The 26,041-nt window shown below is 70.8% G+C and carries 23 protein-coding genes and 1 riboswitch; of the genes, 6 read left to right on the plus strand and 17 right to left on the minus strand.

Annotated features, from left to right (window positions below; translation table 11 throughout):
* Positions 1–56: 56 nt before the first annotated feature.
* On the minus strand, positions 57–854 hold the full coding sequence (locus D0Z67_RS07485) for a metallophosphoesterase family protein (protein ID WP_031179911.1): 798 nt from the start codon (positions 852–854) through the stop codon (positions 57–59).
* Positions 855–1,106: 252 nt separating this feature from the next.
* On the opposite strand from D0Z67_RS07485, the gene D0Z67_RS07490 reads away from it, so the two are divergent.
* Complete coding sequence (locus D0Z67_RS07490; protein WP_031179910.1) at positions 1,107–2,915, plus strand: AMP-dependent synthetase/ligase; 1,809 nt, start codon at positions 1,107–1,109, stop codon at positions 2,913–2,915.
* Positions 2,916–2,965: 50 nt separating this feature from the next.
* On the opposite strand, the gene D0Z67_RS07495 is transcribed toward D0Z67_RS07490, so the two are convergent.
* Entirely contained in the window at positions 2,966–4,108 is a 1,143-nt protein-coding gene (locus tag D0Z67_RS07495) for a glycosyltransferase family 4 protein (RefSeq protein ID WP_031179909.1), read from the minus strand.
* A 128-nt stretch (positions 4,109–4,236) separates the two neighbouring features.
* Here D0Z67_RS07495 and D0Z67_RS07500 point away from each other — a divergent pair, with 128 nt between their 5' ends.
* On the plus strand, positions 4,237–5,460 hold the full coding sequence (locus D0Z67_RS07500; RefSeq protein ID WP_031179908.1) for a glycosyltransferase family 87 protein: 1,224 nt from the start codon (positions 4,237–4,239) through the stop codon (positions 5,458–5,460).
* Positions 5,461–5,463: 3 nt separating this feature from the next.
* On the opposite strand, the gene D0Z67_RS07505 is transcribed toward D0Z67_RS07500, so the two are convergent.
* From D0Z67_RS07505 to D0Z67_RS07525, 5 genes are all read right to left on the minus strand, one after another.
* Positions 5,464–6,651 carry a hypothetical protein gene (locus tag D0Z67_RS07505; RefSeq protein WP_051887507.1) on the minus strand — a complete coding sequence of 396 codons (1,188 nt, stop codon included), beginning with the start codon at positions 6,649–6,651 and terminating at the stop codon, positions 5,464–5,466.
* Positions 6,652–6,680: 29 nt separating this feature from the next.
* Positions 6,681–7,685 carry a C40 family peptidase gene (locus D0Z67_RS07510; protein ID WP_031179906.1) on the minus strand — a complete coding sequence of 335 codons (1,005 nt, stop codon included), beginning with the start codon at positions 7,683–7,685 and terminating at the stop codon, positions 6,681–6,683.
* A gap of 179 nt (positions 7,686–7,864) precedes the next feature.
* Positions 7,865–8,905: a C40 family peptidase gene (locus D0Z67_RS07515; RefSeq protein WP_030810311.1), complete on the minus strand. Its 1,041-nt coding sequence runs from the start codon at positions 8,903–8,905 to the stop codon at positions 7,865–7,867.
* 210 nt (positions 8,906–9,115) lie between these two features.
* Positions 9,116–10,459 carry an NYN domain-containing protein gene (locus tag D0Z67_RS07520; RefSeq protein ID WP_031179905.1) on the minus strand — a complete coding sequence of 448 codons (1,344 nt, stop codon included), beginning with the start codon at positions 10,457–10,459 and terminating at the stop codon, positions 9,116–9,118.
* Between the two features lie 66 nt (positions 10,460–10,525).
* A complete protein-coding gene (locus D0Z67_RS07525; protein WP_031179904.1) occupies positions 10,526–10,765 on the minus strand; it encodes a hypothetical protein in 240 nt (79 codons plus the stop codon).
* Between the two features lie 166 nt (positions 10,766–10,931).
* Here D0Z67_RS07525 and D0Z67_RS07530 point away from each other — a divergent pair, with 166 nt between their 5' ends.
* Together D0Z67_RS07530 and D0Z67_RS07535 are read left to right on the plus strand one after the other, a co-directional pair.
* Entirely contained in the window at positions 10,932–11,702 is a 771-nt protein-coding gene (locus D0Z67_RS07530; protein ID WP_031179903.1) for a rhomboid family intramembrane serine protease, read from the plus strand.
* On the plus strand, positions 11,699–11,980 hold the full coding sequence (locus D0Z67_RS07535) for an Lrp/AsnC family transcriptional regulator (protein WP_031179902.1): 282 nt from the start codon (positions 11,699–11,701) through the stop codon (positions 11,978–11,980). Before D0Z67_RS07530 ends, D0Z67_RS07535 begins: the two co-directional genes overlap by 4 nt.
* A gap of 6 nt (positions 11,981–11,986) precedes the next feature.
* Here D0Z67_RS07535 and D0Z67_RS07540 read toward each other — a convergent pair whose 3' ends face one another.
* The 6 genes from D0Z67_RS07540 to ctaE form a co-directional block, all read right to left on the minus strand.
* Complete coding sequence (locus D0Z67_RS07540; protein WP_031179901.1) at positions 11,987–13,342, minus strand: aminotransferase class V-fold PLP-dependent enzyme; 1,356 nt, start codon at positions 13,340–13,342, stop codon at positions 11,987–11,989.
* A 169-nt stretch (positions 13,343–13,511) separates the two neighbouring features.
* Positions 13,512–13,628: riboswitch (SAM riboswitch) on the minus strand.
* Between the two features lie 109 nt (positions 13,629–13,737).
* Positions 13,738–14,802 (minus strand): anthranilate phosphoribosyltransferase, encoded by a 1,065-nt coding sequence (gene trpD, locus D0Z67_RS07545; protein ID WP_031179900.1) that lies wholly within the window; start codon positions 14,800–14,802, stop codon positions 13,738–13,740.
* Between the two features lie 152 nt (positions 14,803–14,954).
* A complete protein-coding gene (gene qcrB, locus D0Z67_RS07550) occupies positions 14,955–16,592 on the minus strand; it encodes a cytochrome bc1 complex cytochrome b subunit (protein WP_031179899.1) in 1,638 nt (545 codons plus the stop codon).
* A complete protein-coding gene (gene qcrA, locus D0Z67_RS07555) occupies positions 16,589–17,647 on the minus strand; it encodes a cytochrome bc1 complex Rieske iron-sulfur subunit (RefSeq protein ID WP_031179898.1) in 1,059 nt (352 codons plus the stop codon). Before qcrA ends, qcrB begins: the two co-directional genes overlap by 4 nt.
* On the minus strand, positions 17,644–18,456 hold the full coding sequence (gene qcrC, locus D0Z67_RS07560) for a cytochrome bc1 complex diheme cytochrome c subunit (protein WP_031179897.1): 813 nt from the start codon (positions 18,454–18,456) through the stop codon (positions 17,644–17,646). The genes qcrA and qcrC overlap by 4 nt, the downstream gene beginning before the upstream one ends.
* A 60-nt stretch (positions 18,457–18,516) precedes the next feature.
* The gene (gene ctaE / locus D0Z67_RS07565; RefSeq protein ID WP_030810341.1) at positions 18,517–19,137 is read right to left on the minus strand and encodes an aa3-type cytochrome oxidase subunit III; all 621 of its coding nucleotides are present in this window, start codon (positions 19,135–19,137) and stop codon (positions 18,517–18,519) included.
* A 145-nt stretch (positions 19,138–19,282) separates the two neighbouring features.
* On the opposite strand from ctaE, the gene D0Z67_RS07570 reads away from it, so the two are divergent.
* Positions 19,283–19,684: a response regulator gene (locus D0Z67_RS07570; protein WP_031179896.1), complete on the plus strand. Its 402-nt coding sequence runs from the start codon at positions 19,283–19,285 to the stop codon at positions 19,682–19,684.
* Between the two features lie 53 nt (positions 19,685–19,737).
* Here D0Z67_RS07570 and D0Z67_RS07575 read toward each other — a convergent pair whose 3' ends face one another.
* The 4 genes from D0Z67_RS07575 to ctaC all read right to left on the minus strand — a co-directional run bounded on the left by D0Z67_RS07575 (position 19,738) and on the right by ctaC (position 24,276).
* Complete coding sequence (locus D0Z67_RS07575) at positions 19,738–21,000, minus strand: L,D-transpeptidase (RefSeq protein WP_031179895.1); 1,263 nt, start codon at positions 20,998–21,000, stop codon at positions 19,738–19,740.
* 158 nt (positions 21,001–21,158) lie between these two features.
* Positions 21,159–21,557 carry a cytochrome c oxidase subunit 4 gene (locus tag D0Z67_RS07580; RefSeq protein WP_031179894.1) on the minus strand — a complete coding sequence of 133 codons (399 nt, stop codon included), beginning with the start codon at positions 21,555–21,557 and terminating at the stop codon, positions 21,159–21,161.
* A complete protein-coding gene (gene ctaD, locus D0Z67_RS07585; protein ID WP_086690041.1) occupies positions 21,554–23,287 on the minus strand; it encodes an aa3-type cytochrome oxidase subunit I in 1,734 nt (577 codons plus the stop codon). The genes D0Z67_RS07580 and ctaD overlap by 4 nt, the downstream gene beginning before the upstream one ends.
* On the minus strand, positions 23,284–24,276 hold the full coding sequence (gene ctaC / locus D0Z67_RS07590) for an aa3-type cytochrome oxidase subunit II (RefSeq protein WP_382849768.1): 993 nt from the start codon (positions 24,274–24,276) through the stop codon (positions 23,284–23,286). The genes ctaD and ctaC overlap by 4 nt, the downstream gene beginning before the upstream one ends.
* A gap of 301 nt (positions 24,277–24,577) precedes the next feature.
* On the opposite strand from ctaC, the gene D0Z67_RS07595 reads away from it, so the two are divergent.
* Positions 24,578–25,954, plus strand: a complete 1,377-nt coding sequence (locus tag D0Z67_RS07595) for a cysteine desulfurase/sulfurtransferase TusA family protein (RefSeq protein WP_031179892.1) — start codon at positions 24,578–24,580, stop codon at positions 25,952–25,954.
* Positions 25,955–26,041 lie beyond the last annotated feature (87 nt).

Here is a 26,041-nt window from a genome sequence, read left to right on the forward strand (position 1 = left end):
GCGGGGTGCGCACGTGTGTGCAGCGTGAAGGCTACCGCGCCGTCCCCGGGCCGCCGTCACCACTCCAGCGCCCACGGCTTTCCGGTCCCGGCGAAGTGCCCCACGTTCACGCACTCGGTCGCGCCGATCCGCATCCGGCGGACGAGCGGCTGGTGGACGTGGCCGAACAGGGAGTAGCGCGGCCTGGTCCGCTCGATGGCGGCCAGCAGGGCGCGGCTGCCGCGCTCGAAGCGGCGCGCGACGGTGTCGTAGACGAGTTCGGGCACCTCGGGCGGGATGTGGGTGCAGAGCACGTCGACCTCGCCGAGGGCCTCGATCTTCGCCGCGTACTCCTCGTCGTCGATCTCGTACGGGGTGCGCATCGGGGTGCGCAGGCCGCCGCCGACGAAGCCGAAGACGCGGCCGGCGATCTCCACCCGCTCGCCGTCCAGCACGGTGGTGCCGGGTTTCGCGTACTCCCGCCAGAGGGGCGGCATGTCGACGTTGCCGTAGGTGGCGTAGGTCGGGGTGGGGAAGGCGGCGAACAGCTCGGCGTACTGACGGCGTACCGCCTGCTCGATCGCGGCGTCCCGGTCGGCGCCGATGCCGGACCACAGCTCGCGGCCGAAGGCGCGGGCCTCCTCGAAGCGGCGGGCGGTGCGCAGCTCGACCAGCCGGTCGGCGTTCCGCGCGCCGAACAGGTCGGGGAAGATGCCGCGCGAGTGGTCGGCGTAGTCGAGGAAGAGGACGAGGTCGCCGAGGCAGATCAGCGCGTCGGCGCCCTCCCCGGCCCGCGCGAGATCACGGGCGTTCCCGTGCACGTCGCTGATCACGTGTACGCGGGTGCGGGGGCCGCGGGCGGGTGTGGAAGCCATGGCGATCAAGGGTAGAGGTGTGCGGTCTCAGTGAACAGTGGCCCGTCTGGCCTGCGGTTACTCGCCCGTTGGTCAAGAGGTGGACTACTGTGCGCCCAAGCGGGTTATCCCGTGTGACGCAGCGAACATCTGGCACGGACCCCCTGTCCCAGAGGTCATACCGGCGGGTAACGTCCGGGCAGTCCGGTCGTGCTCCGGAGAGCACCCCGGCAGGCGGGACCCCCCGAGCACCCGCCCCGAGGAGCAGCAGTTTTGCGCGAGTTCAGCCTTCCGGCTTTGTACGAGGTCCCCGCCGACGGCAACCTGACGGACATCGTCCGCAGAAACGCCGCTCAGCACCCGGACGTCGCCGTCATCGCGCGCAAGGTGGGCGGCGCCTGGCAGGACGTGACGGCCCGGCAGTTCCTCACCGAGGTGCACGCCGCCGCCAAGGGCCTGATCGCCGCCGGTGTGCAGCCGGGTGACCGGGTCGGCCTGATGTCCCGCACCCGCTACGAGTGGACCCTGCTGGACTTCGCCATCTGGAGCGCGGGCGCGGTCACCGTGCCGGTGTACGAGACCAGTTCGCCGGAGCAGGTCCGCTGGATCCTCTCCGACTCGGGCGCGACCGCCGCCTTCGTCGAGCTGGACGGGCACGCGGCCGCCGTGGACTCGGTACGCGAGTCGCTGCCCGCGCTGAAGCACGTGTGGCAGATCGAGGCCGGGGGCCTGGAGGAGCTGACGCGGCTCGGGCAGGACGTCTCGGACGCGACGGTCGCCGAGCGCGGCTCGCTGGCCAAGGCGGACGACCCGGCGACCATCGTCTACACCAGCGGCACCACCGGCCGTCCCAAGGGCTGTGTGCTGACCCACCGCAGCTTCTTCGCGGAGTGCGGCAACATCGTGGAGCGGCTGCGCCCGCTGTTCCGTACCGGCGAGTGCTCGGTGCTGCTGTTCCTGCCGCTGGCGCACGTCTTTGGCCGGCTGGTGCAGGTGGCGCCGATGATGGCGCCGATCAAGCTGGGCTGCGTCCCGGACATCAAGAACCTCACCGACGAGCTGTCCGCGTTCCGGCCGACGCTGATCCTGGGCGTCCCGCGCGTGTTCGAGAAGGTCTACAACACCGCGCGGGCCAAGGCGCAGGCCGACGGCAAGGGCGCGATCTTCGACAAGGCCGCGGACGTGGCCATCGCCTACAGCAGGGCGCTGGACACCCCGGCGGGCCCGTCGCTGAAGCTGAAGCTCAAGCACAAGGTCTTCGACAAGCTGGTCTACGGCAAGCTGCGCGCGGTGCTCGGCGGCCGGGGCGAGTACGCGATCTCGGGCGGCGCCCCGCTGGGCGAGCGGCTCGGCCACTTCTTCCGGGGCATCGGCTTCTCGGTGCTGGAGGGCTACGGTCTGACCGAGTCCTGCGCGGCCACCGCGTTCAACCCGTGGGACCGGCAGAAGATCGGCACGGTCGGCCAGCCGCTGCCCGGCTCGGTCGTGCGGATAGCGGACGACGGCGAGGTGCTGCTGCACGGCGAGCACCTGTTCAAGGAGTACTGGAACAACCCGGACGCGACCGCCGAGGCGCTGGCCGACGGCTGGTTCCACACCGGGGACATCGGCACCCTGGACGAGGACGGCTATCTCCGGATCACCGGCCGCAAGAAGGAGATCATCGTGACGGCGGGCGGCAAGAACGTCGCCCCGGCCGTGATCGAGGACCGTATCCGGGCGCACGCGCTGGTCGCGGAGTGCATGGTGGTGGGCGACGGGCGGCCGTTCGTGGGCGCGCTGGTCACCATCGACGAGGAGTTCCTGGGCCGCTGGGCCGCCGAGCACGGCAAGCCCGCCGGTTCCACGGCCGACTCGCTGCGCGACGACCCGGACCTGAACGCGGCCGTCCAGGCGGCCGTGGACGACGGCAACGCGGCGGTCTCCAAGGCGGAGTCGGTGCGCAAGTTCCGTATCCTGCCGATCCAGTTCACCGAGGAGTCGGGGCACCTGACGCCCTCGCTGAAGCTGAAGCGGAACGTGGTGGCGAAGGACTACGCGGCCGACATCGAGGCCCTGTACGCCAAGCAGACCGCCTCCTGACGCACCGTCACAGAGCGGAGCGGCGCCGGGGATTCCCCGGCGCCGCCGTGTCAGAGCAGCACCTTCAGCCGTTCGGCCAGCAGGTCCCAGCGCCACTTCTCCTCGACCCAGCTCCGGCCGCGCTCGCCCATCCGGCGGCGCAGGCCCTCGTCGGCGAGGAGGGCGGTGATCCGCTCGGCGGCCTCGGCCGGTTCGCCGCCCCGGACCACCCAGCCGGTCTCGCCGTCGAGCACGGCGTCCGGGGCTCCGCCGGAGTCACCGGCGACCACGGGCAGCCCGGTCGCGGACGCCTCCAGGTACACGATGCCGAGCCCCTCCACGTCCAGCCCGCCGCGCCGGGTGCGGCACGGCATGGCGAACACGTCCCCGGCGCCGAAGTGCGCGGGCAGTTCGGCCCAGGGCACCGCGCCGGTGAACCGTACGGAGTCCGCGACGCCGGTCTCGGCGGCCAGCCGGCGCAGGTCGGCCTCGTAGGGGCCGCCGCCCACGATCAGCAGCACGGTGTCCGGCTCGGCGGCGAGGATCTGGGGCATGGCACGGATCAGCGTGTCCTGGCCCTTCCTCGGCACCAGCCGGGAGACGCACACCACGACGGGCCGGTCGGTGAGCCCGAGCCGGGCGCGCACCTCGTCGCCGCCGGAGCCGGGGTGGAAGGTCTTCTCGTCCACACCGGGCGGCAGCTGGACCATGCGTCCGGCCGCCTCAGGGGTGAGCGCGGCGGCGATCCGGGACCGGGTGTACTCGCCGAGGTAGGTGACCGTGTCGGTGGACTCGCCGATCCGGCGCAGCAGCCCACGGGCGCCGGGCAGCTGGGCCCAGCCCGCCTCGTGACCGTGGGTGGTCGCCACCAGCCGCCCGGCGCCGGCCTGGCGCAGCGCCGGTGCCATCAGCCCGAGCGGCGCCGCCGCCCCGAACCACACCGAGGTGCAGCCGTGCTCCCGCAGCAGCCCCACCGCCCGCCGGGTCACCGCCGGGGTGGGCAGCAGCATGGTCGTACGGTCGCGTACGACGGTGAAGGGCTGCTCGGCGTCGAAGGCGGCGGTCGCCTCGGCGCCCTCCCGGCCGCGCTTCCAGGTGGAGGCGTAGACGACGATCCGGTCCGGGTCCAGGCGCAGCGCCATGTTGTGCAGGAACGCCTGGATGCCGCCGGGGCGGGGCGGAAAGTCGTTGGTCACGATCAGGGTCTTGTGCATCGCCGCCGACCCTACCGGGTGGCCCGACCGGGGCCGGGGCGGGCGGAGTCTGTGGCAGGGACACGGCCGTAAAGGACATCATGAGTCTTCCGACGCGCACGACACACGACCGAACGGCAGGGGATCACGTGGACACGAAGGGCGCCGGGCGGTCCCTGGCGTGGCTCGCGGCGGTGTGGGTGGCGAGCCGTGCCGTGCTGCTGCTGACCGTGTTCAAGGTGATCACCGTCGCGGGTCCGGACGTCACCTCGGACGTGTCGGTGATCTACCGGGGCTGGTACGAGGTCCTGCGTCAAGGAACGTTTCCGCTGGACGACGTGACCTGGCAGTACCCGCCCGCGGCGGCGCTCGCGGTCCTCTCCCCCGGCCTGCTGCCGTTCCTGGACTACACGGACGCGTTCTTCGTCCTGTGCTGCCTCACCGACCTCGCGGTGCTCGCCCTGCTGGTGCGCCACGGCCGGGGTCCGGGCCGCTCCCCGCGCGGGGCCTGGCTGTGGACGGCGGCCGTCCCGCTGCTCGGGCCGACGGTGTACGCCCGCTACGACGTGATGGTGACCGCCCTGGCCGTGGCCGCGCTGCTGGTGGCCGCCCGGCATCCGCGCGTCTTCGGGGTGCTGACCGCGCTCGGCGCGCTGGTGAAGGTCTGGCCGGCGCTGCTGCTGACGGGCTCCTTCCGGCGCCGTCCGTGGGCGTCGGCGGCGGTGACGGCGTCCGGGCTCGCGGCACTGTTCGCGGTGTCGATGCCGGGCGCCTTCGCCTTCCTGACCTTCCAGCGGGACCGGGGCACCGAGGTGGAGTCGCTGGGCGCGCTGGTCTTCCATCTGGCCCGGCACTTCGGCTGGGAGGGCCAAGTGCTGCTGAACTACGGCTCGATCGAGTTCCTCGGCCCCTGGGTCGGGGTGGTGAGCACGGCCGCGCTGGTGCTGACCGGGGCCGCGTTCGGCTGGCTGGTGCTGTGGCGGCTGCGGGTGGTGCGCACCGATGAACTGACGCTCCCCGAGGCGGCGTTCACGGCGGTGCTGCTGTTCACGGTGACGAGCCGGGTGATCAGCCCGCAGTATCTGGTGTGGCTGACCGGTCTGGCCGCCGTGTGCCTGACCCACCGCGCGTCCCGGATGACCGCGCCGGCGCTGATGGTGGCGGTGGCGTCCCTGGTGACGCTGCTGGAGTTCCCGATCGGCTTCATCCACGTGGTGACCAGCGACTGGTACGGCGTGACGCTGATGGTGGTGCGCAACGGCCTGCTGGTCGCCGCCTCCCTGACGGCGGGCCGCCGCCTGTGGCGCGCCACCGTGTCCCCGGCGCCCCTCGCATCCGCCCCCGCTGCGGCGGAGTCGCCCGTCTCCTCCTGAGACTCAGCCCAGTTGAGCCCGGACGTAGTCCTGCCACGCGGCGGTGAACTCCTCCGGGGTGGTGTCCAGCACCTTCTTCAGCGCGCCCTCGACCGCGCCGGCCCGGGTGCGGTGGGCGCCGACGGCCCGGTAGAAGGCGCGCAGTTCCTCCTCGCCCCAGTGCTCGGCGATCATCCGGCAGGCCAGCCAGCCGGACTCGTAGGCGCGGGCCAGCCCGGCCGGGTCGCCGGTGAAGCCGAAGTCCTTGTCGGCGGGGAGCGTGTCCGGGAGCCGCCCGTCCGCGACCGCGCGGGTCAGCTCGGGGGCGACCTCGCCGGGGGTGCGGCCGGTGCCGAGGTACCCGGTCCAGTCGGCGTACCCCTCGGAGAGCCAGAGCGGGGTGGCGGCGGTGGTCGCCGAGCGGGTGGCGACATGGGTGGTCTCGTGCGTGAGCACGACCTGTTTGCCGAGGTCGCCGAGGGCCGCGTACGCCTCCGGGTTGACCACCACCCGGTCGGCGGGGGCCCGTCCGGCGCCCGGGGTCTCGGCGGTGGTGACGGCGGCGATGCCCCGGTACTGGGCGGCGGGCGAGCCGAGCAGCGCGGCCATGCCGTCCAGCGAGCGCGGCACCAGCACCACCACCCGCCGGGCCCAGCGGGAACCCCAGGCGCGGGAGACGGCCGGTACGGCGAGGTCGGCGAGCCGGGCGTAGGCGCGCAGGTCCCCGGTGCTCTGCCCGGTGCCCAGCACCAGGCTGTGCGCGCCGCTGACCGCGCTGACCGGGCCCTGGTCCCAGAGCTGCTGCCCGGCGCCCTGCGCGGGCCCCTCGCCGACGACGTACCAGCCACCGTCGGCGGTGTGGCTCAGGGTGAGGGTGCGGCGGGCGGTGACGGGCGCGGTGTCCTGCCCGGCGACCCGGTAGCTCAGCTCGGCGTCCGCGCTGGTGCCGTCGGCGCGCAGCGAGGTGATCCGGTAGGCCCAGGAGGCCAGCGGAAGGGCCTTCAGCCGGGTGTACGGGGTGCGCGTGCCGGTGGTGGCGTAGGCGGCCTCGTCGTGGCCGAGCAGGGCGGTGGCCCGGCGGTCGAGCACCCGCTGCACCTCGGCGCGGGCGCCGGTGTCGGGGGCGCGGTGGCCGCATCCGGAGAACGCCGGCAGGAGCAGCAGGCAGAGTCCCGCCGCCGCTGCTCGCCACGCTCCGTCCCGGCCGGCCACCGTCCGATCGTACGGGGTACGGGCTGGTCTCAGGGCCGGGTCACCGTGGAGACCGGCAGCATCCCGACCCGGTCGTAGCGCACCGCCGCGCCGGGGTGGGGCGCGTGAATCACCTGGCCGTTGCCGACGTACATCGCCACATGGCTGGCGTCGGAGCGGTAGATCACCAGATCGCCGGGGCGGGCCTGGGAGAGCGGGACCCGGTGTCCGGCGTTCCGCTGGGCCTGCGAGGTGCGCGGGAGCTGGAGGCCGGCCCTGGCGTACGACCACTGCATCAGGCCCGAACAGTCGAAGCCGGAGGGCCCGTTGGCGCCCCACACGTAGGGGCGGCCGAGGGCGGAGCGGGCCGCGGCGAGCGCGGCGGCGGCCCGGGGGTTCAGGTCGCCGAGGCCGGTGAGGTCGGGGCGCCCGGAGCGGGAGGAGCGGTTGTAGTCGGCGCGGTCACCGGCGGACAGGGAGTCGAACAGGCGCCGGGCGCGGGTGAGCCGTTCCCGCACCTTCCGCTTGTGCTCGGCGACCGCCTTGCGGCTGCGCTCCAGGTCGCCGAGCTTGGCCTCGGCCTCGGCCCGCTCCTGGGCGAGGTCGCGCAGCGCGCCGCTCAGTTCGTGCAGCTGCCCGGCCTGGCGGGTGTCGATGCGGTCGACGACGGACGCCTTGTCGAGGTAGTCGTCGGGGTCGGCGGAGAACAGCAGGGCGACGGCCGGGTCGATGCCGCCGGAGCGGTACTCGGCACCGGCGAGCGAACCGAGCCGCTCCCGCAGGGAGTTGACCCGCTGCTGGGTGCGGGCGATGTGGTCCTGAGCGTCGCGGACCTCGTGCCGGAGCCGGTCCGCGCGCTCGTCGGCCCGGTCGTAGTCCTCGGTGGCGCGCTCGGCCGCCGCGTAGAGCCGGTCCAGTTCGGCGCGGGCGCCGTCACGGGGCGCCGCCTGCGCGGCGGGTACCGCGCCGAGGGCCGCGGCCGCGGCCGACAGCACGCACAGGGCGGTGACGCCCCGGTCGCATCCGGATGTTGCGGGACGGCGATGGGACGCCACGGCGGTCCTTCCCCTGGACGACGGGAAACGCGCCAGACAGTAGCCGCCGCGGCACCCACCGGCCAACGACCGCCGTGCGCACGCACGGTGACGCCCCGGCGCCGACGCAGGTCAGCGGCGGGGCGCCAGGGGTCGCGCGGTGCCGTGATTCGCCCGTTCGGGCGGGTGTGGCGGGGGTGTCAGACGCGGACGCCGAACATGAACGGGCCGCCGATGGTGCTCATGGACTCGTAGCGGACGACCGTGCCGGTGCGCGGGGCGTGCAGGATCTGGCCGTTGCCCGCGTAGAGACCGACGTGGTGGATGTCGTTGAAGAAGAAGACGAGGTCACCGACCTGGAGGTCGCTCGTGGAGTAGATCCGGGTGCCGATGTTGGCCTGCGCCTCGGAGGTGCGCGGGATGGAGACACCGGCCTGGGCGTAGGCCCAGGAGGTCAGACCCGAGCAGTCGTACGAGGAGGGGCCGGTGGCGCCGTAGACGTACGGGGTGCCGATCTTGCTCTGGGCGGCGGAGAACGCGGCTCCGGCGCGGCCCGAGGCGGGGACGGCGTTGCCGAGCTGGACGCGCTCGCTGGAGGAGCGGTCGGCGCGCTGCTGCTCGGCGGCCAGGGCCTGCTTCTCCTTGGCGGTCAGGGTGTTGAGCAGGCGCTGCGCCTCGCCCAGCTTGCCCTGGACCTCCTTCTTCTTCTTGCCCAGCTCGGTGCGGGTGGCGGCGAGGTCCTTGAGCTTCTCGGTGGCCTCGGCGCGGTCCTGGGCGAGTTCGCGCTGCTTGTCCTGGATCTTCTTCAGCGCCTCGACCTGCTGACCGCTCAACTGGTCGAGCGTGGACGCCTTGTCGAGGTAGTCGTCCGGGTCGGCGGAGAGGAAGAGCTGGACCGAGGGGTCGATGCCGCCGCTGCGGTACTGGGCGGTGGCGAGCGAACCGAGGCCGTCGCGCAGCTTGTTGAGGTCCTGCTGGCCGCGGGCGACGTTGTCCTGGATCGTGGAGATCTCCTTCTGGAGCTTCTCCTGCTTCTCCTTGGCGCCGTTGTACTTCTCGGTGGCCTGCTCGGCCTGCTCGTAGAGCTTGTCGACCTGGGCCTTGACCTCCGTCTTGCCCGGCTTCTCGCTGGGGGCGGCGTTGGCCGCGTTCGCGCTCAGCGCGACGGCGGCGGCGGCCGCGGTGGTCAGCACGGTGACACGCGTGCGGCTCGGCTGCTTGGGTCGACGATGGGACGCCACTGAGGACGAACTCCTTCTTGTGAGTGATCACCCGCTCGGAGGTTCGAACCGACCCTAGTGACCCAGTTGTGATCAGTTCAAATCCTCACAGCAAAAAATCCAGTCCCTCACTGCATATTTTGCACTCAACGCACCAGGCGTGACCTCGGGTTGACGTTCCGTCGTCCACAGACGCCACCAATACGGGCATGTGGCACGTCCGTCGGGCGTTCAGGACAGTCGCTTGAGAAGTACCGCAGAGGCCACGGGGCGCGCTCCGGCGCGTGCGACCCCGTCCGCCACCTCGCGGTCGGTGGACGCCACGATGACCGGCCGGCCCGGCGGTTCGGCGCGCACCAGCTGGCGGATCAGCTCGTCCGCCGTCACGCCCGGCTTGGAGAACAGCACCCGTACCCCGCGCGGCGGCGCGAGCAGCACCGGGGCGGCGAGTTCGGCGCCGTCGAAGACACAGGTGACCTCGGCGCCGGTCTGTGCGGCGAGCGCGGAGAGCTGGCCGAGCAGTCTGAGCCGCTGCTTCTCCAGCGGCATCTGCGGATAGCCGGTCTTGGTGACGTTGTAGCCGTCGACCACCAGATGGGCCTGCGGCAGCGCGAGCAACTGGTCGAGGATGGCCGGGTCGTGCTCGGACAGGGCGCGGGCGGCGATGTCCTTCGGGGTCATCCGGCCCGGCTCGACGGCGTCCACGGTCTCCGCCGGGCGCACCGACACCGGGGGCAGGGCGAGTTCACGGCGCAGCCCCTGGGCGGCCTCCAGGACGGTGTCGAGCAGCAGCCGTACCCGCATGTCCTCCACGCTGCGGCCCTCGCGGACCGCGCGGCGGGTCGCCTCCAGCGCGGCCTCCGACTCGCCGAGGCGGGTCTTGAGCCGGCGGGACTCGCTCTCGGCGGCGGAGACGGCCGCCTGGCCCTCGGCCCGCGCGGACTCGGTCTCGGCCCGCTCCTTGCGCAGCGCGGCTTCCCCACGCTTGACGTCGCTCAGGGCCGAGCGCAGCTTGCGGTGCAGCGCGTCGGACTCCTTCTTGGCCGCGTCCAGCTCGGCGCGCAGCCGGGCGGTCTCGGTACGGGTGTGTTCGCGGGCCCGCTCCAGCTCCTCGCGGAGCTTCTCCAGCTCGGCGCGGCTCTCCTCCTCCACGCGCTCGGCGTCCGCGCGCTGGGCCTCCTCGCCGGCCGCGGCGACCAGCTTGGCCCAGCCGGGCGGGCGCAGCACATAGGCGGCGGCCGCGACATCGAGGGGGTCGGCGGCCGGGGGCGGCGACCCCGACTCCAGCGCGCCGCACAGCTCGGGCTGGGTCTCCTTGTACCGCTCGCCGATCCGCTGCCGGAAGAGGCGTTCGGTCTCCAGCGCGGCGGCCATCGCGTTCCCGGCGAACTTGGCCCGCCGGGAAGGTGTGAACCGGGCGTACTGCCGCAGGGGGGCGGGCAGTTCGGCCATGGTCAGGGCACCGAAGGCGTCCGAGACGATGCCCACGACCCGGCGGCGCACGCCGTCGGGCAGCGGACGGTCAAGCACCTCGGCGGTGCCGTCCTCCGGCCCCCCGCCCGCGGTCTCCACCATCCGTCACACCCCAATGCCCGACATGCCCGATCCACCTGTCCGAATCCCGCGCGGACCGCCCCGCCCTCAGGAGGCGGCGCCCGGCCTGTCCACGAGTTCCACCTGGTCCACCGCGTTGCACCAGCGGCAACGGACCGACTCGATGGTCTCACTGACCACCTCGCGTTCCTCGACGGTCGGTTCCCCGGCCAGGTCGAGGTGGACGTACTCGACGGCCTTGGAGGAACGGGTCACGTCGAACCGGGTGAGGTTGCCGCACAGGGTGCAGCGCCAGCGTGTCGTGGCGGTCGGCGGAGGCACCGTCATGGCGCAGCTCGCTTCCTTCTCGTCGCGTCCGGCGGACTTCAGCGCGCGCCGGGGTCCCGGCACGTGTGGCCGTAACCCTACGGCCTGCCGGGTGTTCGCCGCCCGCCTGTCCGAAGCGGCGAGGCGGTCTGTACCAGTGCGTCCGGTTACGTCATGCTCTGTATTCATGATCAGAGAGTGGAGCACGACCGCCGCCCGGACCGTCAGGGCGGCCCGGGGCGCCCCGGCGCCGCAGACGTACGGCCTCATCGCCCTGTGCTGCCTGATCTTCCTGCTGGGCCCGGCCTCCGGCTTCACCCACTCGTACGGCACCGGGGACGCGCTGCTCGCGGCACAGCGGGCGTACTTCCGGCACTGGGGGGTGATCCCGGCCGGGCTCTTCGCGGAGCCGGTGCGCGAGGCGCTCACGCCGGTGACCGCGCTGTTCGTGCACGGGAGCTGGGTGCATCTGCTCGGCAACATGCTGTTCCTCTTCGTCTTCGGCGTGCTCACCGAGGAACGGATGGGCCGCGTCGAGTTCGCCCTCTTCTACGTCGGCTGCGGCTACCTCGCCCTGCTGGGGTACGCACTGGCCAACGCGGACTCCGAGCAGTCCCTGGTCGGCGCCTCGGGGGCGATCTCCGCGGTCCTCGGTGCCTTCCTCCACCTGTTTCCGCGGGCCCGTGTCACCAGTCTCCTCCCGTTCCTCTTCTTCCTCCCGCTGCGCTTCCCGGCCTGGGTGGTGCTGCCCTTCTGGGCCGGGCTCCAGTGGTACGCGGCCGGCCGCGCGCCCGAGGGTCCCGGCGTCGCCTACCTCGCCCATGTGATCGGCTTCTGCCTGGGCTTCGGCTACGCCTGGCTGCGGTACGGGCGGCAGCGGCGCGAGAAGGACGGGCCGGGCGAGGCTAGAGTTGGGCCCGCCCCGGCTCCGGCGTCCAAGGGAGAGAACCAGCCGTGATCACCGCGATCGTCCTGATCAAGACCAGCGTGGACCGGATTCCGGAGATCGCCGAGCAGATCGCCGCGCTGGAGAGCGTGAGCGAGGTCTTCTCCGTGACCGGCACCTACGACCTGATCGCCATGGTCCGGGTGGCCCGCCACGAGGATCTCGCCGAGGTCATCCCCGGCCGCATCAGCAAGATCCAGGGCGTGGAGGGCACCGACACCCATGTCGCCTTCCGCACCTACTCCCAGCACGACCTCGAAGCGGCCTTCGCCATCGGTCTGGACTCCTGAGGTCCCTCAGCTCTCCGGGACGCAGCGGCCGTTCTCGGTCCGGTAGGTCCAGCGGGGGCCGTGGGTGACCAGGGTGCGCAGGGCCGTGACGAAGCGGGTGACGTGCTCGTCCGGGGTGCCCGCGCCGAAGCTGACGCGGACCGCGTTCAGCGAGCCGGTGCCGCAGCCGGCCTGTTCGGCCGCGTTCGCGCCGAGGAGGGCGTGCACCAGGGGGTGGGCGCAGAAGAGGCCGTCGCGGACGCCGATGCCGTACTCGGCGGAGAGCGCGGCGGCGAGGTGGGAGCTGTTCCAGCCGTCCACCACGAAGGACAGCACGCCCACGCGCGGGGCGTCGTCGCCGAACAGCGAGAGCACCCGCACCCCGGGCACCTCGGCGAGACCCGACCGGAGCAGGCCCAGCAGGTGCCGCTCGCGGGCGGCCAGCGCCTCCGGGCCGGCCTCGGCGAGCGCGCGGCAGGCCGAGGCGATCGAGTAGGCGCCGATGACATTGGGCGAACCCGCCTCGTGCCGGGCGGCGCCCTCGTGCCACTCCACCTCCACCGAGCCGTCGGCCCGCCGGGCCACCGTGCGGCTGGCGCCGCCGCCCGCGAGGTACGGCTCGGCCGCGGAGAGCCAGTCGGCCCGCCCGGCGAGCACCCCGGAGCCGAAGGGCGCGTACAGCTTGTGCCCGGAGAACGCGATCCAGTCGACGTCCAGCTCGCGCACGCTCACCGCCTGGTGCGGCACCAGCTGGGCGGCGTCCAGCACGATCCGCGCCCCGGACGCGTGCGCGGCGGCCGCCAGTTCACGCACCGGCCACACCTCGCCGGTGACGTTGGAGGCGCCGGTGACGCAGACCAGCGAGGGGCGCGCGGTGTCCCGGGCGGCGAGGGCCCGCTCCAGCGAGGCCACGGCGGCCTCGGGGCTGCGCGGGGCGTCCAGGAAGGTCACGTCGGCCTCGCGCCAGGGCAGCAGCGCGGCGTGGTGCTCGGTCTCGAAGACGTACACCTCGCACCCGGCGGGCAGCGCGCGGGCCAGCAGGTTCAGCGAGTCCGTGGTGGACCGGGTGAAGACCAGCTGGTCGTTCTCCCGGCAGTCCAGGAACTCCGCGACCGTGCGGCGGGCGTTCTCGAACAGCTCGGTGGAGAGCTGCGAGAGGTGCCCGGCGCCCCGGTGCACGCTGCCGTAGTAGGGGGCGTAGGCGGCGACGTCGTCCCAGACGCGCTGGAGCGCGGGGGCGCTGGCGGCGTAGTCGAGCGCGGCGTAGCCGGTCTCTCCCCCGGTGACGAGCGGTACGCACACGTCCCGGCCGAGCACCGGCAGCGGGGCGGGCACGTCCTCGGTGGCGGCGGGGGCGGGGGCGAAGACGGTGGAGACGGACATGGCTGAACTCCCGTGAGGCAGGCCGGAGTCACCGCGCGCCGGGCATGCGGACGCGGCACCGGAGAAAGGGTGGAAGGGGGTGCGCGGAGGCGGGGCTCGGCGGCCCTAGCGCATTCGCTTGCTCACGGAGAAGGCTCCCTCGTACGACCAGGACCCCTGGTTCTCGAGGGGTCCGCGCTTGCCGTGGACCTTCTGGAACACGGCCTGGTCCTCACCCGGAGCACCCCGCCACGGACGGAGGGTTGCCGGACAGCCGGCCGGGGCCGCATGGCTGTCGCTCATGACCTGATCAGGAAGCTAGCCGGACCGAGCGCCCGGCGCAACCGGCGTCCGGATGCCGGAACAGCGGCGCGGCGGGGAGCAACCGCTCCCCGCCGCGCCGAACGACCCACCGCCTACCGGTTGCTGGCCGCCACCCATCGCTCCAGCGTGCGCGCCGCCGCCCCGGAGTCGATCGACTCCGCCGCCCGCGCCATGCCCGCCCGGAGCTGGTCCGCCAGCGGCTCCGCCGTCGGGTCCAGCGCGACCAGCGCCGCCGCCGAGTTCAGCAGCACCGCGTCCCGCACCGGCCCCCGCTCGCCCTCCAGCACCTTGCGGGCCACCATCGCGTTGTACGCCGGGTCGCCACCGCGCAGCGCGTCCACCGGCACCAGCTCGATGCCGACGTCACGGGGGTCGAAGACCTCCTCGGTGACCTTGCCGTCGCGCACGATCCACACCCGCGAGGGCGAGGTCGTGGTCAGCTCGTCCAGCCCGTCCTCGCCCCGGAAGACCAGCGAGGAGTTGCCGCGCTCGGCGAAGACGCCCGCGACGATCGGCGCCATGGCCAGGTTGGCCACGCCCACCGCCTGGGACCGCACCCGCGCCGGGTTGGTCAGCGGACCGATCACGTTGAAGACCGTACGGATGCCGAGCTGGCCGCGCGCGGCGCCGACATGGCGCAGCGCCGGGTGGAACTTGACCGCGAAGCAGAAGGTGATCCCCGCCTCCTCCGCGACCTCCGCCACCCGCTTCGGCGTCAGCTCCAGGTTCACCCCGAGCCGCTCCAGCACGTCCGAGGAGCCGGACGCGGAGGACGCGGCCCGGTTGCCGTGCTTGATGACCTTCGCGCCGGTGCCGGCGACCACGATGGAGGACATCGTGGAGATGTTCACCGTCTTGGCGCCGTCCCCGCCGGTGCCGACGATGTCCACGGTCCGGCCGGGCACCTCGATCACATTGGCGTGGTCGTACATCGCCCGGACGATCCCGGTGATCTCCTCGACCGTCTCGCCCTTGGCCCGCAGCGCCACCAGGAAGCCCGCGATCTGGGCGTCCGTGGCCTCGCCGCGCATGATCCGGTCCATCGCCCAGGCGGTGGCGTCGGCGCTCTGGTCCCGGCCCTCCAGCAGGGCGTTCAGTACCTCGGGCCAGGAACGGCCCGCCGCGGTGTCGCCTCCAGCGGGGGTCACAGCGCTCATTCGGCCGCTCCTGGGTGTGAGTGAGGGGAAAACCGGTGTTCCGGGGCACGCGGGGTGCCCGCTCCCACCCTATCCAGCCCGGACAGGGCGAAGGGCCCCGCCGGTGTTCCGGACGGGGCCCTTCGGCCGTGGCGTGGCGACGCGCGCGGGGATCAGTGGTGGCCGTGGCCGCTCGTGATCTCCTTGTACTCGTCGACGGTGGGCTTGGGGATCTGGTTGTCCTTGCCGTAGTAGGCGTTGGACAGCTTGACCCGGAGCCGCTCGGTCGGCTTGATCTTCCGCTCGACCCCGTTCTCGTCGACCGTGGGGCCGATCTCGGCCGGCTTGTACTGGTGGTGCGCCGTCAGGGTGTGGAGCTGCTCCTGGCTGAGCGGCTCGTGCACCTCGATGAACTCACCGTGCGGCAGGCGCTTGATGATGCCGGTCTCGCGGCCGTGCAGCACCTTGTCCTTGTCCCGGCGCTGGAGGCCGAGGCAGATCCGCTTGGTGACGATGAACGCGATCACCGGTCCGGCGAAGAAGAAGATCCGGACGAACCAGGTGACCTGGTTGATCGACAGGTGGAAGTGGGTGGCCCACAGGTCGTTGCCACCGCCGACCAGACCGATCATGTACACCGTGACCCAGGCGACGCCGAACGCGGTACGCGTCGGGGCGTTGCGCGGGCGGTCCAGGATGTGGTGCTCGCTCTTGTCGCCGGTGACCCAGGACTCGATGAACGGGTAGACCGCGATGGCCATCAGCACGACACCGAACAGGACCAGCGGGATGAACACGCCCAGGACCAGCGTGTGGCCCCAGAAGTTGATCTCCCAGCCCGGCATGTAGCGGACCAGACCCTCGGCGAAGCCCATGTACCAGTCGGGCTGGGCGCCGGTGGACACCTGGTCGGGCCGGTACGGGCCCATCGCCCAGATCGGGTTGATCTGCGTGATGGCCGCGATGACCGCGATGACACCGAAGACCAGGAAGAAGAAGCCTCCGGCCTTGGCCATGTACACCGGCAGCAGCGGCATGCCGACGACGTTGGTCTCCTTCTTCCCCGGACCCGCGAACTGCGTGTGCTTGTGGTAGAAGACCAGGATCAGGTGCGCCACCATCAGGCCGAGCATGATGCCCGGCAGCAGCAGGATGTGGATCGAGTAGAACCGGGCCACGAAGTCGTGACCGGGGAACTGCCCGCCGAAGAGGAAGAACGAGATGTACGTGCCGACGATCGGCATGGACAGGATCGCGCCCTCGGTGAAGCGCACACCGGTGCCGGAGAGCAGGTCGTCCGGGAGCGAGTAACCGGTGAAACCGGTGAACATGCCGAGGACGAACAGCAGGAAGCCGAACAGCCAGTTGACCTCACGCGGCTTGCGGAACGCGCCGGTGAAGAACACGCGCATCATGTGCACGAACATGCCCGCGAGGAAGATCAGCGCGGCCCAGTGGTGGATCTGCCGGATGAGCAGGCCACCGCGCACATCGAAGGAGATGTGCAGGGTCGAGTTGAACGCCTCCGACATCAGCTGTCCCTGGAGCGGGACGTAACTGCCGTGGTACTCCACCTCGTTCATCGACGGGTGGAAGAACAGCGTCAGGTACACACCGGTCAGGATGATGATGAGGAAGCTGTACATGCAGACTTCGCCCAGCATGAACGACCAGTGGTCCGGGAAGACCTTGCGCATGTTGGCCTTGGCCAGGGAGAAGATCCCCAGCCGGCCGTCCGCCCAGTCGGCGACGCGCTCGCCGGCCGGTGCCTTCCCGCGCGAGCGGGGGGCTTCGTTCGCTTCAGTACTCATCCGCGCTCCCAGAATGCAGGACCGACGGGCTCCGCGAAGTCGCCGAGCGCCTCGAGGTAGCCCTCGTCGTTCACACCGATGCGGAGCTGCGGCAGGGCGTGACCGGCGGGGCCGAAGATCACTCGGGCACCGTCGGAGAGGTCGAAGGTGGACTGGTGGCACGGGCAGAGCACGTGGTGCGTCTGCTGCTCGTACAGGGAGATCGGGCAGCCCACGTGGGTGCAGATCTTCGAGAACGCGACGATGCCCTCGTGGGACCAGGCCAGTTCCTGCTTGTCCTTGATGTCGTTCGGCAGGAGCCGGACGATCATCAGGGCGGCCTTGGCGATCTGGTCCTGGAAGTCCTCGTCCGTCTCCTCCAGGCCCTCGGGCCTGGCGAAGGTCAGCGAGCCGACGGCCACGTCCTCGGGACGCAGCGGCTCGTTGGTGTTGACGTTGACGAGGAGCTTGCCCTTCGCCCACAGCGTGTGGCGGAGCGAGTTGTGCGGCAGCGGACCGAGGTCGCGCAGCAGCATGACGCCGGAGAGCGGCACCAGGGCGAGCGCGCCGAACATCGTGTTGCGGATCAGCTTGCGACGGCCGATGCCGGACTCGGCGGCTCCCTGACGGAAGTCGTCGAAGACCTGGGCGCGGACCGAGGGCTCCGCCGCGATCGGGTGACGCTCGGCCACCATCTCGACGTCGGACATCAGGGTGCGCGCCCAGTGGACGGCGCCCGCGCCGATGCAGAACAGCGCCACACCGAGGGTCAGGCCCAGCGCGAAGTTGAGCGCGCTGATGTGACCGATCGGGAAGACGAAGATCGACTTGTCGTGCGGGATCGTCACGTACGACGCGATGAAGCCGAGGGTGGCCAGCATCGAGATCGTGAACAGCAGGGCCACCGCGCGCTCGGACCGCTTGGCGGCCCGCTCGTCGATGTCCTGCGCACGGTGCTCGTGCGGCGGCATGCCCGGATCGGCGAACGGGGTCTCTTCGTCCGCGACGCTCACCGAGCCGTGCGCGTGGTCCTGCGCGGCGGGCAGGTTCTCTTCTGGAATGTCTTGGCTACTCATGACTTCTTGGCCTTTGCGGTCCGAGCGGCGACCCAGACGGCGACCGCGATCAGCGCGCCGAGGCCGAAGATCCAGGCGAACAGGCCCTCACTGACCGGGCCGAGTCCGCCCAGCTCAAGGCCGCCGGGGTTCTCGGTCTCGCTGCTGTTGACCGCGTTCAGGTACGCGATGATGTCCTTCTTGTTCTTCTCCGTCATGGTGGTGTCGGGGAAGGACGGCATGTTCTGCGGGCCGGTCTGCATGGCCTCGTAGATGTGCTTGGGCGCGACGTCCTCGAGGCTCGGCGCGTACTTGCCCTTGGTGAGGGCACCACCCTTGCCGGTGAAGTTGTGGCACTGCGCGCAGTTGGTGCGGAACAGCTCACCACCGCGGGCGATGTCCGCGCCGTCCTTGGAGTACTGCTCCTTGGTCGGCACGTTCGGGCCGGCGCCCAGCGACGCGACGTACGCGGCGAGCTGGTCGATCTGGGCCTGGGTGTAGATCGGCTTCTTGGCCGGGATCTGGGCCATCTGCGAGCTGGAGGCGGGCATCCGGCCGGTGCCGACCTGGAAGTCGACCGCGGCGGCGCCTACGCCGACCAGGCTCGGGCCGTCGGAGGTTCCCTGGCCACCGGTGCCGTGGCAGCTTGCGCAGCCCACCGAGTAGAGCTTCTGGCCCTCCTTGATGGTCAGGGACTGGGAGGTTTCATCGGCCTGCGCCTTGCTCGCGGGCGCGAACGCGGCGTACAGCCCCCCAGTGGCCGCCAGCGCGAGAAGTAGGACGACGACCGCCGCCAGCGGATGGCGTCGTCGTGCGGAGAGCTTTTTCACGGATTACCCCGGTGTCAGGATCTTCTGCGTCGGTGCTTCTGGATGTGCGGGTGGTGCCCGCTACTTGATCAAGTAGATCGTGGCGAAGAGGCCGATCCAGACCACATCGACGAAGTGCCAGTAGTAGGACACGACGATGGCGGCGGTCGCCTGCTCGTGAGTGAACCTCTTGGCCGCGTAGGTGCGGCCGAGGACCAGCAGGAAGGCGATGAGTCCGCCCGTCACGTGCAGGCCGTGGAAGCCGGTGGTCAGGTAGAACACGGAGCCGTAGACGTCGGAGGACAGCGAGATGCCGTCCTTCTTCACCAGTTCCGTGTACTCGAAGATCTGTCCGCCGATGAAGATCGCACCCATCACGAAGGTGACGATGAACCATCCGCGGAGCTTCTTCACGTCCCCGCGCTCGGCGGCGAACACGCCGAGCTGGCAGGTCAGGGAGGAGAGCACCAGGATCGTGGTGTTCGTCGCGGAGAAGGGCACATTCAGCGCGTGCGCCATCTCCTTCCAGTGATCCAGTCCGGTCACCGATCGAGCGGTGAAGTACATCGCGAAGAGGGCCGCGAAGAACATCAGCTCGGAACTCAGCCAAATGATGGTTCCGACGCTGGTGAGGTTCGGCCGGTTGACCGACGGGTGCGCGTGCCCGGTATCTACTGTCGTTGCTGTCGCCACGACCGACATTATGTCGGTCGCTTATCTCGCCCTCACTCCGGGGGTGCCGTTCGGAGTGTCTTCGCCTGTCGTACCGGTGTTGACGTGCTGTCCCAGGGAGTAGCATCCGGCCCACGATGGCCCGTCCGTAAGACGCCGACGTCCCGGAGGAAGCATGCAGCCGACCGCCACTGTGCTGGTGTACAGCGACGACTCCAACACCCGTGAACAGGTACGGCTCGCCACCGGCCGGCGGCCGGCTCCGGACGTGCCGCTGGTGGAGTTCGTCGAATGCGCCACGCCCGAGGCCGTGGTGCGTGAGGTGGACCGGGGCGGCATCGACGTCTGTGTGCTGGACGGCGAGGCGGTGCCCATGGGCGGCATGGGCGTGTGCCGCCAGATCAAGGACGAAGTCTTCGGCGCGCCCCCGGTGTTGCTGCTGATGGGCCGTCCCCAGGACGCCTGGCTGGCGACCTGGAGCCGGGCCGACGCGGCGGTCACGCTGCCGGTCGACCCGATGGAGTTCGCGGAGACCCTGGCCTCCCTGCTGCGCCGCAAGCGCCTCCAGAACGCCTAGAACGGCCCGCTGAGGGGGTGCGGGGACCCGTCCGGCTCCCGCACCCCGGAGCGTCATGCGGCGGCGGGGCGCAGGCGTACGGAGTCCCTGGGCGCCGAACCGTTCTGGGCGGCCCCGCTCAGGGCGCTGCCGGTGCCCCACTTCTTCCAGTCCAGGTTCCAGTCGCCGAAGCCGTTGCCGAAGTCCTCCATGGCGTGGCCGCCGGAGTTGACGACCTTGACGACGTCGCCGGCCCGGACGTGGTCGAAGAACCACTCGGCGTTCCCGGTGCTCATGCCGGTGCAGCCGTGGCTGACGTTGGCGTAGCCCTGGGAGCCCACCGACCAGGGCGCGGCGTGCACGTACTCACCCGACCAGGTGACGCGGGTGGCGTAGTACACCGGCAGGTCGTACGAGTCGGAGCTGCCCTCGGCGATGCCGACGGTGGTGCCGCGCATCCGTACGAAGTACTGCTTCTCCAGGACCACCTTGACGCCGTTCCGGGTCTCGAAGCCGGGCTTGCCGGTGGTGACCGGGATGGTGTTGATCACCTCACCGTTCTTGTAGAACGTGAGCTGGTGGGTGGCGGCGTCGGTGATGGCCTCCACCTTGTCCCCGATGGTGATCTTCAGGTCTTTGCTCTTGCCACCGCGCAGCTGGTCGGTGATCTTGATCCCGTCGAGATTGCTGTGCACCTGGACGGTGGCGTGGGCGGGCCAGTACTCCTTGGGCCGGTAGTGGAGCTCCTTGTCGCTGACCCAGTACCAGGAACCCTGCACGGCCGGTACGGAGTCCACCCGCAGCCCGCTCTCCACCACGGCACGCTGGGCCTTGTCCTTGACGGGCTGGTCGAGGTTGGCGACGACGGGCTGTCCGACGCCGTACTCCCCCGCCTCGGGCCCGAAGGTGACGCCCAGGGTCTTCTTGCTCACCGTCTTGGTGGTGTCGAAGTCCAGGACCTTGCGGCCGGGGGCGCCGTCGTCGTCCTCGGTGCTCACGCGGACCGTGTAATGGGCGTTGGCGGCCAGCGGGGAGGTGCTGTGCCAGCGCCCGCCGTCGGCGGCGAGTTCGCCCGCCACATAGCGCCCTGTGGCGTCCGTGGCGGTGACGTCGGTGATCCGGCCCTCGCCACTCTTGAGGGTGACCTCCAGGGGCTTGTCCGGATCGGCCTGCTTCGCCTTGCCGGTGGGCGCGTTGAAGACGATCTGGTCGGCCGCGTCGTACGGCGTGGACGACAGTGCATTGCCGTCCGAGCCGCAGCCGGTGACGCCCGCGCCGAGGGCGGCGACCAGCATGGCGGAGCTGACCACGGTGCGGGTCCGCGCAGTGTGATTCATATGATCACGCTATGAGATGAAGACTCCACTGGCTCGGCACGTAACCCGTATGAGGGACGGACACTGCGGCAAACGGCCTGTGGCAAAGGCGGAAGCCCGGACCCTCCTGATGGAGTGTCCGGGCTCCCGCCGTGCCCTGCGCCGTGGCGCCGGGGGTGTTACTGGGTGCGGTTCTCACCGCGGTAGTACTCGAACACCCAGCCGAAGAGGCCGATGGCGATCAGGGGTGCCGCGAAGTACAGCAGCCACCAGCCGACCGCGATGCCGAGGAAGGCCAGCGCGCCGCCGACCGCCAGGGACAGCGGCTGCCAGCTGTGCGGGCTGAAGAAGCCCAGCTCGCCCGCGCCGTCCGCGACGTCGGCCTCCTTGTCGTCCTGCGCGCCCGCGTCGACCCGCCGGGCGGTGAAGCCCAGGTAGAAGCCGATCATGATGCACAGGCCGAAGGCCAGGAAGAGCGCCGTGGTGCCGGCCGGCTCCTTCGACCACACGCCGTACACGACGGCCATGATCAGGACGAAGGCGCTCAGCCAGATGAACATCCGGCCCTGGATCTTCACTTGCCGGCCTCCTTGCTACCCGCGATGGCGGCGCCGTGACCGGCGTGCTCAAGCTGCTCCAGCGCGGCGATCTCGGGGTGGTGCAGGTCGAACGCCGGGGATTCGCTGCGAATCCGCGGCAGGGTGAGGAAGTTGTGGCGCGGCGGCGGGCAGGAGGTCGCCCACTCCAGCGAGCGGCCGTAGCCCCACGGGTCGTCCACCTCGACGGGCTTGCCGTACTTGGCGGTCTTCCACACGTTGTAGAGGAACGGCAGGATCGACAGGCCGAGCAGGAACGAGGCGATCGTGGAGACCGTGTTCAGCGCGGTGAACCCGTCGGCCGCCAGGTAGTCGGCGTACCGGCGCGGCATGCCCTCGGCGCCCAGCCAGTGCTGGACCAGGAAGGTGCCGTGGAAGCCGATGAACAGCGTCCAGAAGGTGATCTTGCCGAGCCGCTCGTCCAGCATCTTGCCGGTGAACTTCGGCCACCAGAAGTGGAAGCCGGCGAACATCGCGAACACCACGGTGCCGAACACCACGTAGTGGAAGTGCGCCACCACGAAGTACGAGTCCGAGACGTGGAAGTCCATCGGCGGCGAGGCCAGGATGACACCGGTCAGACCACCGAAGACGAAGGTGATCAGGAAGCCGGTCGTCCAGAGCATCGGTGTCTCGAAGGACAGCGAGCCCTTCCACATCGTGCCGATCCAGTTGAAGAACTTCACCCCGGTCGGGACCGCGATGAGGAACGTCATGAAGGAGAAGAACGGCAGCAGCACACCGCCGGTGACGTACATGTGGTGCGCCCACACGGTCACGGACAGACCGGCGATGCCGATCGTGGCCGCGATGAGGCCCATGTAGCCGAACATCGGCTTGCGCGAGAACACCGGGATGATCTCGGAGATGATGCCGAAGAACGGCAGCGCGATGATGTACACCTCTGGATGGCCGAAGAACCAGAAGAGGTGTTGCCACAGCAGGGCCCCGCCATTGGCGGCGTCGAACACATGCGCACCGAACTTGCGGTCCGCCTCCAGGGCGAACAGCGCGGCGGCCAGCACCGGGAAGGCCAGCAGGACCAGCACACCGGTCAGCAGCACGTTCCACACGAAGATCGGCATGCGGAACATCGTCATGCCCGGAGCGCGCATGCAGATGATGGTGGTGATGAAGTTGACCGAGCCGAGGATCGTGCCGAAGCCGGAGAAGGCCAGACCCATGATCCACATGTCGGCGCCGATACCCGGGGACCGGACCGCGTCCGAGAGCGGGGAGTAGGCGAACCAGCCGAAGTCGGCCGCGCCCTGCGGGGTGAGGAAGCCACCCACGGCGATGGTCGAGCCGAACAGGTAGAGCCAGTAGGCGAACATGTTCAGCCGCGGGAACGCCACATCGGGCGCGCCGATCTGCAGCGGCATGATCCAGTTCGCGAAACCGGCGAACAGCGGGGTGGCGAACATCAGCAGCATCACGGTGCCGTGCATCGTGAACGCCTGGTTGAACTGCTCGTTGGAGATGATCTGCATGCCCGGACGCGCCAGCTCGGCACGCATGAGCAGCGCCATCACGCCACCGATGAGGAAGAACGCGAACGACGTCGCCAGGTACAGCGTGCCGATCGTCTTGTGGTCAGTGGTCGTCAGCCACTTGATCACGACGTTGCCGGGCTGCTTGCGCCGGATCAACAACTCGTTGTCGTTCGAGTCCTCGGTCGCGCCGGCACCCTGGGGTTCATTGAGGATGCTCACAGGTTGTTCGTCTCCCGGTTCTTCTCGTGGCTCGTCTGCGCGATGCCGGCGGGAATGTAACCGGTCTGCCCCTTCTTGGCGAGGTCCTTGAGGTGCTGCTCGTACCGCTCGGGGGAGACGACCTTCACGTTGAACAGCATCCGGGAGTGGTCGACGCCGCAGAGCTCGGCGCACTTGCCCATGAAGGTGCCCTCCTTGTTGGGAGTCACCTGGAAGGCGTTGGTGTGGCCGGGGACGACGTCCTGCTTCATCAGGAAGGGCACGACCCAGAAGTCGTGGATGACGTCGCGCGAGGTCAGCACGAAGCGGACCGTCTTGCCCTTGGGCAGCCACAGCGTCGGGCCGGGGTTGCCGGTCTGCGGGTTCCGCGTACCCGGCGTACCGACGTCGTAGACGCCGCCGGCGTTGGCCGGGAACTGGTCCAGGAACCGCGTGGGGATGGCCGCGAGGTTCGGGTCCTTCTTGGCGTCACCGGTGGAACCCGGCACGTTCTCGATGTAGTTGAAGCCCCAGCTCCACTGGAAGCCGACCACGTTGACCGTGACGTCCGGCTTCTTCTCCAGGCTGAGGAGCTTCGATTCGTCCCGCGCGGTGAAGTAGAAGAGCACCGAGACGATGATGATCGGAACCACCGTGTACAGCGCCTCGATGGGCATGTTGTACCGCGTCTGCGGCGGAACCTCGACCTTGGTGCGGCTGCGCCGGTGGAACATGGCGCTCCACAGGATCAGGCCCCACACCAGCACGCCGGTAGCGAGCGCGGCCGCCCACGAGCCCTGCCACAGGGAGAGGATGCGGGGAGCCTCTTCCGTGGTCGGGGTGGGCATGCCGAGGCGGGGGAAGTCCTTGTATGTGCAACCGGTCGCGGTCGCAAGGACCAGGCCCGCGGTCAGTGCCTGGAGCAGCTTCCGCCGCATCGCGCGCCGCGGCTTGGGGGTACCGCCCACGCCTTTCGGGCGAAGGGGGAGGTCGGAGCCGTTGGGACTCACGTAGCGCCTTCCCGAGAGTCTCGCCCGCGCGGTCGGCTGCGGCCTTCTCGCTGGTCGGTCGCCGCCCTGCGTCGGGCAGGGGTTTGGATGTTTATGCGGACCAAACCCTAGCCGACGGTCTCCGACAGTTCGCGGGGAGGGGGGCATACGCGTCGTCGGGTCGTTCTGAGGGGTGTTGGTGGGGGGCCAATCGCCGTGGTTGTTCCGGTTTGGGGGTTTGTGCGGCGCCGCTTGGGCTGAGCGCGCGGTTCCCCGCGCCCCTTGGGGTAAGGACACGCATCCCTCGTTCTAACGTTGGGCTGTGGCTTTCTTCGATGTTGCTTCTGGTGGTGCGCTTCATCCTGTGGCGCGGCAGGCGTTGTTGGCTTCGCTGGATGAGGGGTGGGCCGATCCCGGGCGGTTGTACCGGGAGGGGCGGCGGGCGCGGATGCTGCTGGACGCGGCCCGGGAGGCGGCGGCCGAGGCGGTGGGGTGCCGGGCGGACGAGGTGGTGTTCACGTCGTCCGGGACGCGGGCCGTCCAGGACGGTGTGGCGGGGGCGTTGGCCGGGCGGCGGCGCGTCGGACGTCACCTGATCGTGTCAGCGGTCGAACATTCCTCGGTCCTCCATTCGGCGGACGCGTTCGAGGCCGGGGGCGGTGCCGTCACCCGAGTGGGCGTCAGCCGGACGGGAGCGGTGGACTCCTCGGCGTACGCGGAGGCGCTGCGGCCGGACACCGCGCTGGCGTGTCTTCAGTCGGCCAACCACGAGGTGGGCACCGTGCAGCCGGTGGCCGAGGTGGCCGGGGCGTGCCGGGCGGCCGGGGTGCCGCTGCTGGTGGACGCGGCCCAGTCGCTGGGCTGGGGTCCGGTGCCGGAGGGCTGGTCGCTGCTGACGGCCAGCGCGCACAAGTGGGGCGGCCCCTCGGGCGTGGGCCTGCTGGTGGTGCGCAAGGGCGTCCGCTTCGCGGCCCAGGGGCCGGGCGAGGAACGGGAGTCGGGCCGCGTCTCCGGCTTCGGCAACATCCCGGCGATCGTGGCCTCGGTGGCCGCGCTGCGGGCGGTACGGGCCGAGGCCGACGCGGAGGCGGTACGGCTGCGGGCGCTGACCGAGCGGATCCGGGCGCGGGTGCCGCAGCTGGTGCCGGAGGTGGAGGTGGTGGGCGATCCGGAGCGGCGGCTGCCGGGGATCGTCACCTTCTCCTGCCTGTACGTCGACGGCGAGGTGCTGCTGACCGAGCTGGACCGGGCCGGCTTCTCCGTGTCCTCCGGCTCCTCCTGCACCAGCGGCACCCTGACCCCGAGCCATGTGCTCAAGGCGATGGGCGTACTGAGCGAGGGCAACGTCCGCGTGTCGCTGCCGCTGGGCGTGGCGTCGGAGGAGGTCGACCGTTTCCTGGAGGTGCTGCCCGGCGTGGTGGCGGGGGTCCGCTCGCAGCTCGGCGCTCCGGAGCCCCAGGTGGAACAACGCGCGGCGGAACTGGTCGTCGACTCCCTCGGCAAACGCTGCCCGATCCCGGTGATCGAACTGGCCAAGGTGTTCGGAGAGGTCCCGCTGGGCGGCACGGTCCGCGTCCTCTCCGACGACGAGGCGGCCCGCCTGGACATCCCGGCGTGGTGCGAGATGCGGGGCCAGGAGTACGTGGGTGAGGAGAAGGCGGAGCGGGGCAGTGCCTACATCGTCCGCCGGGTGAGCTGACAAGAAGGGCTCGCGGAAATGAGGGGCGCGGGGCTGTACTGAATTTGCGGCCCCGCCGCGTGGGCGCGACCAGCCACAACGGGCCCG

The sequence above is a fragment of the Streptomyces seoulensis genome (assembly GCF_004328625.1).
GTDB lineage: Bacteria > Actinomycetota > Actinomycetes > Streptomycetales > Streptomycetaceae > Streptomyces > Streptomyces seoulensis.